The organism is Streptomyces dengpaensis (assembly GCF_002946835.1).
Classification (GTDB): domain Bacteria; phylum Actinomycetota; class Actinomycetes; order Streptomycetales; family Streptomycetaceae; genus Streptomyces; species Streptomyces dengpaensis.
Genome location: NZ_CP026652.1, coordinates 7,337,149 through 7,350,720 on the forward strand (window position 1 = coordinate 7,337,149; position 13,572 = coordinate 7,350,720).

Consider the following 13,572-nt stretch of genomic DNA (forward strand, 5'->3'; position numbering starts at 1 on the left):
TCCCCAGGTCGCTGCCCTGACACACCCCTGACAGCCGCGGTCTCGAACAGTTCGGCGAGCCACACGCAGTCAGGGGTCTGTCAGGGGTCCCACCTGCAGGTATCCAGACTCCGCCAGGGGTCCGCCACCCCCAAAAGACTCAGGAAGGACTGGCCCGATGCTCACCCTGAAGATCCAGCAGATGACGGTCGACGGGCACCCCTACCTGTGCCCTGACTGTGCCTCGCAGGCCTTCACTCTCGACGGCAGCGGCTTCATCGACGCGTTCCCCGTCTGGGGCAACTGCTGGAACGGCCACAGGTGGGAAGAGCCCCTCATCACCCTCGGCACGCTGAAGGAAATCAAGGCTGCGAGCACCGGCCGCGAGCGCGCCGAGGACGACGACGCCTTCGCGATCGTCATCGGCGGCGCCGTCCTCGCAGGGATCCTCCACCCCGAACTCACCGCCGACGACCTGAAGACGGCAGGCGGCGCCGCCTGGAAGCGGATCATCAAGCCCGCTGTGCGTCGTCGGAAGCGCGCAGCCTTCCGTGCCGTCAAGCGGCCCGTCTCCAACGCGGTCGCCGCCGCGCAAGCCGCAGCCATCGGTGCCGCTTGGGTCCTCCAGGCCGGCGGCCACAGCCCCGACCCCGACTACAAGCCCGAGCCCATCAACCCGTGCGCTGCCTGCGGCGGGAAGGGCGGCCACAACATCGAATACCGCCTGCACAAAACCACCCGCGTCCGCTGCTCCGTGTGCTCCGGCACCGGCGAAATCGACTAGGAGACCCACCACCATGCCCACCCTGCCCGAGCCGAAGCCCACCGCCCCCGCGGCCGGGCAGGCCCACCTCAACGACCAAGCGCAGCAGCTCCTCGCCGCGATCGAGGACGCCATGCGCACCCCAACCAGCTTCCGCGACGACACACCGGTTCCGCACCACGGCACCGCCCCGCCCGTACCCCAACCCGGACGGCCGCCAATGAGCCAGGGCGCCGTCGACGCCAGCACGATGATGCTGTCCGGGGGAGTCGCGACCGTCCTCGTCGGCGGTGCCGCCTCGCTCGTGATGCTGGCGTCCGGACATGCCGACCCCACCGTGTGCGCCATCATCTTCGGTGCCCCCGCCGGGCTCGTCCTCGCCCTCAGCCGGCTCGTCAAGCGAGCCAAGGAATCCCAGCCCGACGAGCACCACCACCACTACAACGGCACCGTCTACCAGGACCAGCGCCACACCCACACCTCGACCCGCGGCGTGTGGGCGAAAACCAACAACCAGCAGTGAGAGGACACTCACCCCATGACCAACACCCCGAAGCCCGCCCGCAAGCACACGCCCCTGAAGGCCATCAACCCGAACAGCCAGGCCACAGCCCGCGCCGCGGGACGCGTCGGCGACATCCCCGGCAGGCGTCCTGTCAAGCCCATCACCTTCGACTCCGCGCTGTAGCGCACCGCAGACGCGAGGGTCCCTGCTGACTTGGGAGTAGCAGGGGCCTTCGTCGTTCCCGCCCGCATTGTCAGCGGTGGGGGCTACGATCCCGGCCACACCGAGAGTTCCGGGGGGAACCATGAGCCGCCGCACTGTCCTGATCATCCTGTCCGCTGCCGTCGCCGCACTCGTCATCGCCGGGGCCGTCGTGTGGCTGAACGCCAAGTCGTATGACGACACCGTTGCGGCCTGCAAGAAGGCTTTGGACTCGTCGTCGACCAAGACTCATCGACCCAGTGCCTGCGAGGGCGTGAAGCAGGATGACTACGACGCTCTCCTGGTGGGCTGGGCTTTGAAGCACGCGTTCGACGACATGCCGAAGTCGGACCAGGACATGCTCGACTACTACGACGACGGGTCGATCAACGGCAGCATCGGCTGACCAGGCGTAGCCAGGCCCCGCTCCGGAGTTCGGGCGGGGCCTTCGTCATGCGGCGGGCTACTGGCCGTCGTACTCGTACACGAGGGTGCCGTCGTCGTCGCGGCTGGGCTGACCGAGACCGTCGAGGCGCGGCCGGTAGAGCGCTTTGGGGAGCGGCCGGAGCGGGGTGGTGAGGTCGGCGATCGTGGGCGGCCCCGTGTCGACGGGGAGCACGATGCCGAGGGGCGGCTCACCGGTGGACCATGCCATGGTCCGGCCGTCGCCGGGGACGCCGATGAATCGGACGCGCGTGTGGTCGTTGTCGAGGTAGAGCGGCAGAAGGTCGCTGGGCTCGCTCATGTGGTCGGCTCCTCGCCCGGGCGCACCGGGCCCGCGCTGGCGTGGGGCGCCGACTTGACCTCGTGGCCGCAGGGAAGGTAGCGCGTGACTACCACCCTCTCGAACACGCTGGCCTCCGGGTCTTCCAGCCAGTATCGGAAACGCTCGAACTCGACGTTGCAGACGGGGCAGCGCCGCTGCTGCTCGGCGAGCTCGCGGGCGTACCCGTTCATCAGGTCACTCGCCTCGTCTACCGAGACGCCGAGGACAAGGAGCTTGTTGTACAGCTTCCAGGACGGGCGGCTCATGTCGAGGGCATCGCTCATGCGGTCTTCTCCTCGCTGCTCGCCGGGCGCTTCGAGCGGCCATCATCCACGGCCGGGGCCTTCGTCGTGCGGGCGGGGACGGCGCGCGCCATCCACCGGTTGTCGGTGAGGAGCTTCGGCAGCATCACCGGCACGAACCCGGCATCCACCAGCAGGGCGAGCCCTTCCGCGCACTCGTCCTGACTGTCCGCCTGCACACCGACTCGGATCGCCATATCGGCAGTGTGCCCGGGGTGGTGGGGGAGGCGGGGCGGTTTGCGGGAAGCGCTACTCGGTCTCGGCGGCCGGCTGCGTCTCGGTTGCTCCAGAAGCCCGTTCAGCGTCGACGCGGTCGGCGATCTTCCGCGCCCATTCCCTGCTGTAGGGCGTGTGCTTGGCGATCGTCATGAGGGGTACACCGGCTGACCGCGCGTCGGCGATCAGTTCTTCGAGGCTTGTCCTGGCCTTCTCGTGGGTGGCGGTTGCTCGGTCGAGTTTGCGTAGCCAGGCGGCTTCGGTGTGCGGGTCGGGGCGGGGCGTCATGTCCCAGATGGTCTCACGCGTGGGTGCCAAGTCGGTAGGCAGGTTGCTGCCAACTCGGTTGGCGCTGTCTTCGCGATTCGTCATGCCAACTATGTTGCACTCTCGGTGGTGGTCGTGTCATCATCGAAGTGCCAACAAAGTGGGCAGTAAGTCGCAGCAGGAACCGCAGGGGGACCCGTTGATCGCCTCGAACCGCAGCCGCCGCGCCACGCTGAAGGCCCGCAGCGTCGCGACCCGCGCCGCCGCCCGCATCGCCCGCAAGGGCGTGGCCACGCTCGCGAGTCACTGTCTGGCCGCCGGCCTGGCCCCCAAGGAGGCGCGCACCGTCGCCAGTAGCCTGCGAAAGAACGCCGCCAAGGCCGGCGTGACCGGCGTCGTCGGCACCGCCTACCGCAAAGGTCTGGCTCGCCAGTGCACCCGCTACACCCCGGCCGAGGTCGCCGCCATCGCCGTCATCTACCGACCCAGGCGGGCCGAGTTCAAGATCGTCGCCGCCCGCCTTGCTCTCGCCGCCTGACGCCGGGAAAGGAACCCCATGCTCAACCCGATGATCCGCCACGTACCCGGCACGCCCGTCCGCTACCACGGCAGCATCACCACCCTGCACGGCACCTACCAGGCCCACCCGTGCTGCTGCCTCCGCTGCGACGACCCGATCCTCGGCACTCCGCGGTTCCGGCTCGCCGACGCGGCTGGGAAGACCGTCGTGTGCTGCGTCCGCGCCCGCTCCATCACCCCCGCCGCCTGATCGAACGGAGAACCCATGCCCCGCATGATCGGCCGCCAGTGCCCCGACGGGCCTGGTGGACGCGACTGCCACTGCTGCGGCCAGCCGCCCGGCCAGCAGCGGAAGACCGCCCGCCGCCGGATGAAGCGCAGTGAGCGCAACGCCTGGAAGCGCGACACCCGCCGCACCTGACCGCCACCAGCAACCGCCAGACCCGAACCGAAAGAGCACCCCATGACCGATACCGCGAACTGGATCTGCCCGCAGCACCCCTTCGGGCACACGTGGCAGGCCGACTCCCTCAAGTGCACCCTGTGCGAGGCCCGGCGGACCGCAAGCGAAGCGATCGTGGCGCTCCTCGCTGGACTCCCCGGCTGGGACATCCCCCGAGCCGAACGCCTCATCTCCGCCCACCAGGCCGAAGCGGCACCCCCTGCCGACGACACGATTCCCCTCACCGTCCACTGGGACCGGATCGTCATGCACCCCGGCGAGACCGATGACGACACGATCGTCGGCTGCCTTACCGAGGACGGACGGCCCGCCGCCCTCGTCCTCGACGACGAGCACCGCGAAGCCCTCGGCCTCATGCTCGTGGACCCGGACGGCAACTGATGCCTCTCATCGACGACATCGAGTTCTACGGCCGTGCCGTCGCCGCAGGCGAACTCGACCGGGCTCGGGCTGCCGAACTGTTGGCCCGGGACAGCGGCAGTTTCTTCACCGTGCCGTGCGCGGCCAGCTGGATCGACGGCTGGGAAGGCGTCCGCGCCCGCTTGGACCGAATCCACTCCGACGTGTTCCACACGCTGAAAGCCATCGAGAACGGGCGGCCGGTCCGCTACCGGGCACTCCCGCCGAAGCTCCCCGCCTGGGAGGAAAGCCCGCACGAAGCCGCCCGCTACGACCGCCACCACTTCGAACGAGACGAGGACTGAACATGGCCAGCATCACCACGAAGGTGCGGCAGCACCTCATCTCCCTGCGCCTGCAGGGTGCACCCGATGTCGAGAATCGCCACGGGCCCGGCGTACTTCGCCCGACCGAGGTCCGGGTCACCTACTGGTACGACGGCGACGAGGCGACAACCCCCGACGCCACGGTGCGGCTCTTCGGCTTGTGGGTGAGCGAGGGCGGCGAAGGGACCGACCACGTAATGGATCAGTCCTACACGGGTCCGCAACGGAACTGGCCCGAGTGGCTCGTCGAGATCGTCCGAGTCAACCAGCCCAAGACGCGCCGATGACCGCCCTGCCCACCCCGTCGCTGGCTGAGGAGTTCCCGATCCGGCAGGTCCGGTTCGTCAACGGCCGCACTTATCACCGCACCCGCCGGCCCGACGACGAACGCTGGTGGGACCTCCTCGAAGCCGCCTGCGGAAAGCAGGGCTACCTCGCCCGCGGCTACCCGAACGGCGCCATCCGCGAATGCCCCGGCTGCGTGCGGGCCGTCGAAGCCGACACCGCATGACCGACACCGCATGACCGGCACCAACCCGATGGGCTGCCGCTGGTGCGGCATCGACCAGCGGCCCCACGCCATCCAGTACGGCGCCAACGGCCCCCACACCTGGCAGCAGCCCACCCAGCAGCAAATCAAAGGCCGCATGCTCGCCCGGCGAGCAGAAAGGAAACCATGACCACCTGGCCGTTCGGCACCGACGCCGACGAACACGACCCGCAGGCCACGCCCGAGTGCGGCCAGCACGGCCCGATGGAGCAGCGCCAGCCTGAGACGCCCGAACAGCGCTGGTGCGGTACCTGGTACCAGTGCACGTCTTTTCGGTGCGGCTCGGCGGCCCTGCTTCCTTCGCTCGAACTGCGAGCACAGCTCGCCGCCCAACGGGCAGCTTCATCGAAGGCCGCAGCATGACCGACCGCCGCCTCATGTCCGCCCGCCGCGCCCAAGAGATTATCGAGGGCGCCGAGTTGGTCAAAGCCCCCGACTGGCGGGACACCCGCAACTGGCATGTCGTGGCCGCCGACGGCACAGTCCTGGTCGTCGTCGCACCCTCCTACGGCGGCACGTCCCGCACGGGCCGCAACGGGTGGAAGTACTTCCTGGCCGCGATGGGTCCCTCCGGCAACCGCGACCCAGAACCCACCCGTCAGCAAGCCGCTGCCCGCGGACTCGCCGCATGGAAGCGATGGGTTACCACCGCAGCCCGCCGATGAGCCGCACCGTGCAGGGCCCGCCGCCAGCCCGGGGCGGGCCTGCGGCGTGCGTGCGGCGCTAGCTGGGGTCGCGCCGCCACGGCCGACTGGACTCGCTTGGCCGCCGCCCGCCACCAAACTGGCGCCGTGCGGCAGTCGTCACCATCACCCCGATCAAGACCACCCCAGACAGGGCCGCAAGGACGGTCCAGCCCTGCGCAATGCTGACGAGAAGCAAGACGAAAGCCGCGACGAATACGCCAGCGTCCACGGCTCCGGGCTTATGTGCGGGTGCGTCACTCATGGCGGCGAGTGTGACGTGTGCCGAGCGTGTCCGGAATGGGTGTTGATGAGTTCGTTACGTCATCTGCCGTCGCGGTCGCTGACCATCAGCGCCCCTTGCGTGCCGCGCGGCGGCGCCCGGCCGCGGCCATCTTCGCCATGCGCTTGGCCCCGTACTTCTTGCGTCCAGCAGCTGCTGCGACGGCGTTGGGATCTCTGGCGCCTGATCTGCGGGCCGAGGCGGCGACGGCTTTGAACCGCTTGCCCGAGCCGAGCTTCGGGGTCTTCTTCTTCGCTGCCATGCCTTCCATGGTGCGCCCGCGTCAGCGGTTGCGGTAGGGGAGTTAGCGACCAATGCGCGCCCGTGTCCTACGATTCAAAGGTGAAGGTGATGTAATTCTGGCGATTCAACGGCAGCGAGGAGCTGGGGTATGGCTGGCGGACCCAACCCATACAAGAGGAAAAACCCGGCCGAGCACGCCGAGAAGGCGGCCATCGTCTTCCAACTCAAGCTTGACGGGCACTCCTTCCGCGCCATCGAAGCGATCACCGCCGCACCCAACGGGCCCACCAATGGTGTCCGCATCCCCTGGACCACCGCCCGCGACCTCCTGCGCGAGGAGTTGGCACGCCGCGTCGACCCGAAGATCGACGCCTACCGGACCCTCCACCTCGCCCGCCTCGAAGCCGAACTCGTCCGCCTCAGCGAGCTTGAGGCCCGAGCCAAACAGGTACTCGACCGGCACCACATCACCGTCAACAACGGCCGCGTCATCAGCATCGACGGCGAACCCCTCCAGGACGACGGCCCCGTTCTCGCCGCCATCGACCGCCTCATCAAGATCGAAGACGCGCGGCGAAAGAACAACGAATCCCAGCGCAAACTCCTCGGGCTCGACGCCCCCACCAAAGTCGACGCCCAAGTCACCGAAGTCACCCAGCAGGACATCGAACTGCAGGAGATGCTCCGCGAAGCCAAAGCCAAGGTGCAGATCGAAGAGCAGCGCATCATCGACGGCGGTAACTCGTGACCCGCAGCACCTACTTCATCGAATCCCTCGTCCCGTCCTGGCTGATGCACGACGGCGGCTACCGAGCCGCCCTCACCCAACACCTCCGCGACCGGCTCACCCTCCAGGGCTACGACATCGTCGCCCCCATCCGCATCCGCCCCGAGGCCGGGCAAGTCCCGCCGCCCGTCGGCATGCTGATGCTGCGCGTCGAAACGGAAGTCGAAGAGTTCGACATCGAGGTCGGCGAGGACTGACGTGGCGACCGCGACCCGCACCCGCGGCTACCTCGAAGGCATGGACGCCGAGACGTTCGATCTCACCACCTACCTCGCCCAGTTCGACTCGGTACTGCTGACCCATGAGGACGACGAAGTGCGCGCGGAAGCGCGCCGCACTTACTCACGCCTGGATCCCGTCTTCTTCGCCGCCACCTACCTGCGCCACCATCTCCGCGACAGCGAAGGGCAGATCACGTTCGGGGATGCGCACCTCGACTGGTGCCGCGCCGCACGGGCCTGGATCCGTCCGGTCACCGCGCCGGCGCAGCAGCGGGATGCTTATATCGCTCCGAGGAGCATGGGCAAGTCGACTTGGTGGTTCATGATCCTGCCGCTGTGGGCCGCCGCTCACGGGCACGTCAAATTTGCTGCCGCCTTCGCGAGTTCGGCAAGCCAGGCGGAAACCCACCTAGCCTCGTTCAAGGCTGAAATCGATCGAAATAGGCTGCTGCGCCGCGACTTCCCCAGCCTATGTACGCCGGCTAAGCGGCCGTCCGGGGCGAACGTTGCGGACACGCAGGCGATGTACATCGCCGAGTCCGGGTTCGCGTTCGCTGCGCGGGGTGTCGATTCCAGTAACCTCGGTATGAAGATCGGGGAGCGCCGTCCAGACCTCCTACTGGCGGACGATGTGGAGCCGGATGAAAGTAGCTATTCGGCTGATCTTGCCCGAAAGCGGCTCACCACGCTCCTCGATGCGATCCTGCCGTTGAACATTTACGCACGGGTCGTGATCTCCGGAACCGTGACCATGACTGGATCTGTAATTCACCAGTTGGTGAAGCATGCTCGTGGCGTTGAGACGGCCGACTGGATTCGCGACGAGGGGATCCGCGCGCACTACACGCCGCCGATCGTGAAGCGCGCCGACGGCACGGAGCGCAGTGTGTGGCCGGCGAAGTGGCCCATCGAATATCTGCGATCTATAGAGGGGACCAGGAGCTATGCCAAAAACATGGCCAACGATCCGCTCGGCGCGGACGGTGATCTGTGGACGCCGGACGACTTCCGCTACCCGGGCGACGAAGGTGTGGACCCGGTTACGCACATGATGCTGTCGATCGACCCCGCGGTCACCGCGAAGCGGTCCAGCGACTTCACGGGTTTGGGGGTGGTGTCGTGGTCGGCCCGGCATCAGCGGTGCACCGTGCATGTCGCGACCGCAGTGAAGGTGCAGCCGGGGCCGCTGCTGCGGGACAAGGTGCTCGCGCTGCTCGATGAGTTCCCGCAGATCGGGCTGATCCTGGTCGAGGTGAATCAGGGTCAGGACACGTGGCAGGCGATCTTCCATGGGATGCCGGTGAAGGTGAAGACGGTCAGTCAGACGGAGCCCAAGTTCACGCGCGCTGAGGGGGTGCTGAATCACTATCAGCGGGGCCGGGTGATCCATGCGCGCAGGCTGCGGGAGTTGGAAGAGCAGATGTGCGCCTTCCCGAAGGCGCCGCACGACGACCTCGTCGACTGTGTCGGGTCGGCTATCCGGCGTTTCATCCCGAACAAGCCGAGGAAGGTTACGCAGGCAAGCGCCGGGAGTTACCTTTGATTCCAAGGTGAAGGGTTATCATCACCCTAATGAAGGGTGGTGGTTGTGAGTATCGATGACCTGATGTGCGGCATCGAGGAGCTCGCCGAGGCGCGCCCCGACTACGACACCGCCGCCATGTACTACGACGGCACCGCCCCCGAGATCTTCGCCAGCAGCAAGATCCGTGCCGCCCTGCGCGCCCACAACATCGACTTCGAGCTCAACTTCGCGAAGACCCCCGTCAACGCGGTCGTCGACCGCCTCGAGGTCGCCGCGATCTCCAGTAGTGACGAGAAGATCACCGCGCTCATCTCCCGCATGTGGGACGACAATCAGCTCGACCTGGAGTTCCGCAACCTGCACCGCCGCACGTGCGAGTTCGGTGATGCCTATTTCATCTGCCTGCCCGTTGAGGACGACAACGGCACCGTCGTGCGGGTCGACATGTTCTACAACTCGCCGCAGACGGTGCGGGTCATCTACTCGCAGGAGAACCCGCGCCTCAAACAGTTCGCGATCAAGAAGTGGGCTGACGGTCGCTACCTGCGGGCCGAGCTGTACTACGCGGACCGCATCGAACGCTGGACGACGAAGGTCGACACCACCGGCGGACAGCAGACGGACTGGGAAGAGTGGCTGGCCGAACCCGAACCGGACGGCGACGGCACCGTAGGCGAACCCGACCCCGACTCGTGGTACATCGCCCACGACTACGGCGAGATCCCCGTCTTCCACTACCGCAACGACCACCCCTACGGGCAGCCCGAACACTACGGTGCCTACGGCCCACAGAACGCCATCAACAAACTCCAGGCCACCCACATGGGCACGGTCGACTACCAGGGCTTCCCGCAGCGCTACGCCCTCACCGAAGCCGCCACCACCGACACCTCCGACCTGGAGCCCGGCGACTGGGACGACGCCGACTTCCCCGAGGACACCACCGGCCGCGGCCCCTCCGACACCGGCGACGACTCCTCCCTCAAAGCCGGGCCCGGCGAAGTGCTGCTGCTGCGCGGCTTCAAGAACGTCGGCCAGTTCGACGCGGCCAAGCCGGAGATCTTCCTCAACCCACTCATGTTCAACGTGCGGGCGATGGCGCAGATCACCGTCACCCCCCTGCACCTGTTCGACCCGCAAGGCGACCAGCCGTCCGGCGAGTCGGTGCGCGCCAAGGAAGCCCCGTTCATCCGCAAGGTGCGTGACCGGCAGCTGTTCATCGGCGCCACCCACCGCGAAATGATCGTGTTCTGTCTGCGCCAGTTCGGCATTCCGAACCCGGTTGTTGACGTGCGCTGGGCGGCCGCCGCCACCATCGACGACAAGGACGGCTGGCTCACCGTCGGCGAAAAGATCCGCAACGGTGTGCCGCGCAAGCAGGCATTGATGGAGGCCGGCTACCGGGCCGAGCAGGTCGACGAATGGCTGGAGGGTGTGGACGACGCCGAGCTCACCCGCCGCGTCGACATCCTCGCAACTGTCGCCGACTCCGCCCAGAAGCTTGGCGCCGCTGCCACGCTCGGCGTCATCGACAACGCCCAAGCGCATGCCCTCCTCAACGGCGCCCTGTCGGACATCGAACTGCTGGCCGGGGTGGAGGCGAGGACATGATGGCCCGCCGTGCAGCCAACGACGAACTGGCCGAGCTGGTGCAGGGCGAGCAGACCGACGCCGTGCGGGTTCTCGAAGACCGCATCGCCGTCCGCGCCGTAGGTACCCTCGATGACCGGTTCACGATCCTGTCGCAGAGATCTCTCACTGCCTGGGTCACTGCATTCGGTGGCGTGGCTGCCGAGGCAAGCGATCCCGGCGCATTGCGGCGGATTCTGGCGAGCATTCGGGCGGCGATCCGACGCCTCCTCACGCCGCTCGGGAGGCGCGCCGAGCAGGTCCTCACCGAAGCGCTCGCCGAAGCGGTCATGCTGGGCGCACAGCAGCACGCCGCCTTCGTCTCGGAAGCTACCGGGCGCCGCAACCGGCCAGTCACCAGCCGCGTCTCCGGGGCGCTGCGCGCCAGAGCCGCCGCCATCACTCAAGCCGTCACCGACAGACGCGACCGGGCCCTCGCCGCACTCCGCCCCAACCGGACCCGCCGCTGGAGCGAAGTACAGACCGGCATCGGCGTGGCTCGCAGCGCCATCCCGGCCGTCCGCACCCACATCACCACCACCGTGAACGAGGCCGTCAACGAAGCGGCCGAGACAGCCATCAAGCATGCGGGCGAGAAGAAGGTGTGGATCGCCGAACGCGATGCCTGCGTCAACTGTGCTGCCTATGCGGGCCTGACCGTCGCCGCCGAGGCGAAGTTCCCAGCCGGCCTGTCCTGGGACCCGAACCAGCGGGGCCGCGGCGAGGCGTTGGCCGCTCCGCCGAAACATCCGAGCTGCCGATGCCGTGTCACTGCCTGGCAGGACGCCTGGAAACAGGACGGCGTGATCTCGTTCCCGGATTCGCTGCGCCGTGAGGCCCGCCGCTCCATCGCCCGCGGCTGGAGTCTGCCCACCGAATCCGGCGCCGCCCGCATCCGGGCGGCCCGTGAACTCCTGCGCACCGGCGCAGGTCTACCGAAGAGCGTCGAGGAGTTCGCCGCTCAAGCCGTCCGGGCCGGCCGCTTTGCCGACCGCACCTTCCCGACCGGCCCGTGATGGGCAACCCGCAACCCCGCGATGGGAGCACCATGAACACTTTTCCCCGCCGCACGGTGGCCCGTGCCGTCCGCGGCATCAGCCTGCCGCCGCGCACCATCGTCGGCTACGTCGCAGGCCGCCCCGTCTACAACATCGCAGGCGGCGCCGAAGGCGACGAGCAGGACACCGATGTCGACATGGGCGACGAGTCCGGCACCGAGGACCCTGACCGCGACGAGCCCGAGGCAGAACCCGGAGCCGAGCCGGACGAGGAGCCCAAGCCGAAACCGCCCGCGAAGAAGGCCGCCCCCAAGCCGGGCGACGACGACTACGTCGCCCCATCACGCACGGAGTGGGAGCGGACGCAGGCCGCCCTCAAGAAGGCCAACGACGACGCGAAGCGGCACCGGCTGCGCAACAAGGAGTTGGAAGAGAAGACCCGCGCCGACGAGACCGAGCACGAGAAGGCGCTGCGCCTGGCCCGCGAGGAGGGTGAGAAGAAGTTCCGTGCCCCGCTCGTGCGCACCGCGGCCCGCTCTGCGCTCGTTGAGGCCGGGGCGCTGGCGTTCCTGTCGGAGGAGAAGGAGCCCAACTCGCGCGAGGCCAGGGAGAAGGGCGAGTCGCGGCTGAGCCGGCTGATGAAGCTCCTCGACACCGACGTTCTCGACGTGGATGAGGACGGGGCCGTGTCTGGGTTGGAGGCTGCGGTCGACGATCTGCGTGCCGACTACCCGGAGTTGTTCGCCGCGCCGAGGTCGAAGCCGAAGGCGCGGCCGACGGGTGCGCCCCGTCCGGCGGCACCGGAGAAGCCGAAGTCGGCGGCGGAACAGCATGCGGCCCGTGTCCTGGGCCGCGCTTGACATTCCAAGGTATATTCGTCGTGCGATGAATTGATTCGGTGATCGGATCAGGCCACCGCCCTTGTATGCGAAGGCGCCCGTGATGGGGCCAGAGCCCACCAGCTACCCCCATCACGCCGCCCGCAGGAGGGCTCAATGGCTCGCAACACCATGGAGGCCTGGATCCCGGAAGAGTACGACTCCGCGGTCATCCAGCGAATCACCCAGACGTCCGTCATCGAGGCCCTCGCCAACCGCCTCCCCATGACGTCCGACACCCGCCACGCCCCCCGCTCCGCAGGCATGGGCGTCGAGGTCATCGACAAGGGCGGCGCCTACGGCGAGGACACCAGCCTCAACGACGACGTCGTCCTCACCGCCAAGAAGTTCGGCAAGGTCGTCCGCATCGCCGAGGAGGACATCAATGATGCCCTCCCCAACACGCTCGCCGTGAAGATGAAGGACTGGGGTATCTCCTACGCGAAGATCCTCGACAACGCCTGCCTCGGCGTCACCGCGGCCCCCGGCGCCGGTGTCCCCTTCCAGTCGCTGTACAGCCTGCTCAACACCACGGACGCCACCCTCGGCTACACCGGCGGCGACAACATCACCACCGCGGCCTCCTCCGGCGCAACCTACGACGACTACTCCACCGCCATCGGCGACGTCGAGGCGGGCGACTACTACGACCCGGCCACGATGATCTCCATCGCGCACCCGTCGTTCAAGAAGTCCATGCGCGGCATCAAGGACAGCCAGCAGCGCCCGATCTTCATCGAGGGCCTCGCCGGAACTCCCGACACAATCTTCAGTGTGCCGATCCACTGGTCGCTCGGCGCCCGCCAGCACGCTACCGCCACCGCCGCCCCGACCGGACGGCCCCTCATGGCGTTCGTCTCCACCGACCTCATGCTCCTCGGCATCCGCTCCGGCCCCGAGAGCGTGTTCATCGACGGACGCGACGGCACCTCCGCCCTCACCGACGAGTCGCTGCTGAAGATGCGTGCCCGCCGCGGCTGGGCCTACGGCCACCCGGCCGGCGCGTCCATCCTCGTCGGCTGACCCTCACTTCCCCACCCCTGCACCGCCCTTGTGGCTGGGCGGTGCA

The 13,572-nt window shown here is 68.0% G+C and carries 26 protein-coding genes; 21 read left to right on the forward strand and 5 right to left on the reverse strand.

The annotated features are described in order from the left end of the window. Positions 1 to 157: 157 nt before the first annotated feature. From C4B68_RS34075 to C4B68_RS34085, 4 genes are all read left to right on the forward strand, one after another. Entirely contained in the window at positions 158 to 763 is a 606-nt protein-coding gene (locus C4B68_RS34075) for a zinc finger-like domain-containing protein (protein ID WP_099500360.1), read from the forward strand. A gap of 13 nt (positions 764 to 776) precedes the next feature. Continuing rightward, complete coding sequence (locus C4B68_RS34080; RefSeq protein WP_373682193.1) at positions 777 to 1,265, forward strand: hypothetical protein; 489 nt, start codon at positions 777 to 779, stop codon at positions 1,263 to 1,265. A gap of 15 nt (positions 1,266 to 1,280) precedes the next feature. Beyond that, positions 1,281 to 1,430, forward strand: a complete 150-nt coding sequence (locus C4B68_RS42205; RefSeq protein ID WP_167459216.1) for a hypothetical protein — start codon at positions 1,281 to 1,283, stop codon at positions 1,428 to 1,430. A gap of 121 nt (positions 1,431 to 1,551) precedes the next feature. Then, the gene (locus tag C4B68_RS34085; RefSeq protein WP_099500361.1) at positions 1,552 to 1,854 is read left to right on the forward strand and encodes a hypothetical protein; all 303 of its coding nucleotides are present in this window, start codon (positions 1,552 to 1,554) and stop codon (positions 1,852 to 1,854) included. A gap of 57 nt (positions 1,855 to 1,911) precedes the next feature. On the opposite strand, the gene C4B68_RS34090 is transcribed toward C4B68_RS34085, so the two are convergent. From C4B68_RS34090 to C4B68_RS34105, 4 genes are read right to left on the reverse strand one after another with little or no spacing between them, the layout of a single operon-like run. Then, the gene (locus C4B68_RS34090; RefSeq protein ID WP_099500362.1) at positions 1,912 to 2,193 is read right to left on the reverse strand and encodes a hypothetical protein; all 282 of its coding nucleotides are present in this window, start codon (positions 2,191 to 2,193) and stop codon (positions 1,912 to 1,914) included. Further along, positions 2,190 to 2,498, reverse strand: a complete 309-nt coding sequence (locus C4B68_RS34095) for a hypothetical protein (RefSeq protein WP_099500363.1) — start codon at positions 2,496 to 2,498, stop codon at positions 2,190 to 2,192. Before C4B68_RS34095 ends, C4B68_RS34090 begins: the two co-directional genes overlap by 4 nt. Next, a complete protein-coding gene (locus C4B68_RS34100) occupies positions 2,495 to 2,713 on the reverse strand; it encodes a hypothetical protein (RefSeq protein WP_099500364.1) in 219 nt (72 codons plus the stop codon). Before C4B68_RS34100 ends, C4B68_RS34095 begins: the two co-directional genes overlap by 4 nt. A 52-nt stretch (positions 2,714 to 2,765) precedes the next feature. Further along, entirely contained in the window at positions 2,766 to 3,104 is a 339-nt protein-coding gene (locus C4B68_RS34105; RefSeq protein ID WP_099500365.1) for a hypothetical protein, read from the reverse strand. 55 nt (positions 3,105 to 3,159) lie between these two features. On the opposite strand from C4B68_RS34105, the gene C4B68_RS34110 reads away from it, so the two are divergent. From C4B68_RS34110 to C4B68_RS34145, 10 genes are read left to right on the forward strand one after another with little or no spacing between them, the layout of a single operon-like run. Further along, positions 3,160 to 3,537 (forward strand): hypothetical protein, encoded by a 378-nt coding sequence (locus C4B68_RS34110; protein WP_240634560.1) that lies wholly within the window; start codon positions 3,160 to 3,162, stop codon positions 3,535 to 3,537. Between the two features lie 18 nt (positions 3,538 to 3,555). Further along, complete coding sequence (locus C4B68_RS34115; protein WP_099500367.1) at positions 3,556 to 3,768, forward strand: hypothetical protein; 213 nt, start codon at positions 3,556 to 3,558, stop codon at positions 3,766 to 3,768. 15 nt (positions 3,769 to 3,783) lie between these two features. After that, positions 3,784 to 3,939, forward strand: a complete 156-nt coding sequence (locus tag C4B68_RS42210) for a hypothetical protein (RefSeq protein WP_167459217.1) — start codon at positions 3,784 to 3,786, stop codon at positions 3,937 to 3,939. 42 nt (positions 3,940 to 3,981) lie between these two features. Continuing rightward, complete coding sequence (locus C4B68_RS34120; RefSeq protein ID WP_099500368.1) at positions 3,982 to 4,362, forward strand: hypothetical protein; 381 nt, start codon at positions 3,982 to 3,984, stop codon at positions 4,360 to 4,362. Then, complete coding sequence (locus C4B68_RS34125) at positions 4,362 to 4,685, forward strand: hypothetical protein (RefSeq protein ID WP_099500369.1); 324 nt, start codon at positions 4,362 to 4,364, stop codon at positions 4,683 to 4,685. The genes C4B68_RS34120 and C4B68_RS34125 overlap by 1 nt, the downstream gene beginning before the upstream one ends. Before the next feature lie 2 nt (positions 4,686 to 4,687). Next, entirely contained in the window at positions 4,688 to 4,993 is a 306-nt protein-coding gene (locus C4B68_RS34130) for a hypothetical protein (protein WP_099500370.1), read from the forward strand. Further along, a complete protein-coding gene (locus C4B68_RS34135; protein ID WP_099500371.1) occupies positions 4,990 to 5,217 on the forward strand; it encodes a hypothetical protein in 228 nt (75 codons plus the stop codon). The genes C4B68_RS34130 and C4B68_RS34135 overlap by 4 nt, the downstream gene beginning before the upstream one ends. 10 nt (positions 5,218 to 5,227) lie before the next feature. Next, positions 5,228 to 5,386: a hypothetical protein gene (locus C4B68_RS42215; RefSeq protein WP_167459218.1), complete on the forward strand. Its 159-nt coding sequence runs from the start codon at positions 5,228 to 5,230 to the stop codon at positions 5,384 to 5,386. Further along, positions 5,383 to 5,619 (forward strand): hypothetical protein, encoded by a 237-nt coding sequence (locus C4B68_RS34140; protein WP_099500372.1) that lies wholly within the window; start codon positions 5,383 to 5,385, stop codon positions 5,617 to 5,619. The genes C4B68_RS42215 and C4B68_RS34140 overlap by 4 nt, the downstream gene beginning before the upstream one ends. Further along, positions 5,616 to 5,921, forward strand: a complete 306-nt coding sequence (locus C4B68_RS34145) for a hypothetical protein (RefSeq protein ID WP_099500373.1) — start codon at positions 5,616 to 5,618, stop codon at positions 5,919 to 5,921. Before C4B68_RS34140 ends, C4B68_RS34145 begins: the two co-directional genes overlap by 4 nt. Positions 5,922 to 6,289: 368 nt before the next feature. Here C4B68_RS34145 and C4B68_RS34155 read toward each other — a convergent pair whose 3' ends face one another. Next, a complete protein-coding gene (locus tag C4B68_RS34155) occupies positions 6,290 to 6,484 on the reverse strand; it encodes a hypothetical protein (RefSeq protein ID WP_099500375.1) in 195 nt (64 codons plus the stop codon). A 129-nt stretch (positions 6,485 to 6,613) separates the two neighbouring features. Between C4B68_RS34155 and C4B68_RS34160 the strand changes: the two genes are divergently transcribed. The 7 genes from C4B68_RS34160 to C4B68_RS34190 all read left to right on the forward strand — a co-directional run bounded on the left by C4B68_RS34160 (position 6,614) and on the right by C4B68_RS34190 (position 13,526). Continuing rightward, positions 6,614 to 7,213 carry a hypothetical protein gene (locus C4B68_RS34160; RefSeq protein ID WP_099500376.1) on the forward strand — a complete coding sequence of 200 codons (600 nt, stop codon included), beginning with the start codon at positions 6,614 to 6,616 and terminating at the stop codon, positions 7,211 to 7,213. Further along, the gene (locus C4B68_RS34165; RefSeq protein ID WP_099500377.1) at positions 7,210 to 7,449 is read left to right on the forward strand and encodes a hypothetical protein; all 240 of its coding nucleotides are present in this window, start codon (positions 7,210 to 7,212) and stop codon (positions 7,447 to 7,449) included. The genes C4B68_RS34160 and C4B68_RS34165 overlap by 4 nt, the downstream gene beginning before the upstream one ends. 1 nt (position 7,450) lies before the next feature. Further along, entirely contained in the window at positions 7,451 to 9,016 is a 1,566-nt protein-coding gene (locus C4B68_RS34170; protein WP_099500378.1) for a hypothetical protein, read from the forward strand. A 45-nt stretch (positions 9,017 to 9,061) separates the two neighbouring features. After that, positions 9,062 to 10,609: a phage portal protein gene (locus tag C4B68_RS34175; protein ID WP_099500379.1), complete on the forward strand. Its 1,548-nt coding sequence runs from the start codon at positions 9,062 to 9,064 to the stop codon at positions 10,607 to 10,609. Then, entirely contained in the window at positions 10,606 to 11,643 is a 1,038-nt protein-coding gene (locus tag C4B68_RS34180) for a hypothetical protein (protein ID WP_099500380.1), read from the forward strand. Before C4B68_RS34175 ends, C4B68_RS34180 begins: the two co-directional genes overlap by 4 nt. A 32-nt stretch (positions 11,644 to 11,675) precedes the next feature. Continuing rightward, positions 11,676 to 12,485 (forward strand): hypothetical protein, encoded by an 810-nt coding sequence (locus C4B68_RS34185; protein WP_143674289.1) that lies wholly within the window; start codon positions 11,676 to 11,678, stop codon positions 12,483 to 12,485. Between the two features lie 135 nt (positions 12,486 to 12,620). Next, complete coding sequence (locus C4B68_RS34190; RefSeq protein WP_099500382.1) at positions 12,621 to 13,526, forward strand: phage major capsid protein; 906 nt, start codon at positions 12,621 to 12,623, stop codon at positions 13,524 to 13,526. Positions 13,527 to 13,572: the final 46 nt, after the last annotated feature.